This is a genomic window from Candidimonas humi, from assembly GCF_019166065.1.
GTDB classification, from domain to species: Bacteria; Pseudomonadota; Gammaproteobacteria; order Burkholderiales; family Burkholderiaceae_B; genus Candidimonas; species Candidimonas humi.
The window spans coordinates 1-525 of record NZ_JAHTBN010000030.1; the positions used below are offsets into that span (position 1 = coordinate 1).

1 protein-coding gene is annotated in these 525 nt (G+C 66.5%); it reads right to left on the reverse strand.

Going from position 1 to position 525, the window contains the following annotated elements; translation table 11 throughout:
* Positions 1-93 precede the first annotated feature (93 nt).
* Positions 94-525, reverse strand: a 432-nt coding sequence (locus KVP10_RS21175; protein WP_217966740.1) for an aldehyde dehydrogenase family protein, incomplete at its 5' end; no start/stop codon positions are given.

A 525-nucleotide genomic window follows, 5' to 3' on the forward strand; every position in this document is an offset into this window, starting at 1 on the left:
ATTGCGTCGCAGAGCCGGGTGGCGTTCGGGATGGCCGCGCTCAGGCAGGTCTACGTCCGCGCAGGGCCGGAGCCAGCGTGCGCGTCGCTTGGCTTACAGCCCGCCGAAATGCAATGCCTTGGTTGCGAGATATTCCTCGATCCCTTCGTGCGCCCCTTCGCGCCCCAGTCCCGAGGCCTTGACCCCGCCAACAGGCGCCACCTCGTTGCTCAGCAGCCCGGTATTCAGCCCGACCATGCCAAATTCCAGCGCCTCGCCAAAGCGGAAGGCGCGCGCCATGTCGCGCGTGTAGAAATAGGCCGCCAGACCGAAGGGCGTGCCATTGGCCAGCGCCAACGCCTCTTCATCGGTGTCGAACCGGAAGATCGGCGCCACCGGGCCAAAGGTTTCTTCGGTTGCCAGGCGCATCTCGGTGCTGGCCCCGGACAGCACAACCGGATCGGCATACTGCCCCGGCAGATTGCGGGCCTGGGTGGCGCGGCTGGCGCCCTTGTCCAGCGCGTCTGCAACATGGGCGTTGATCTT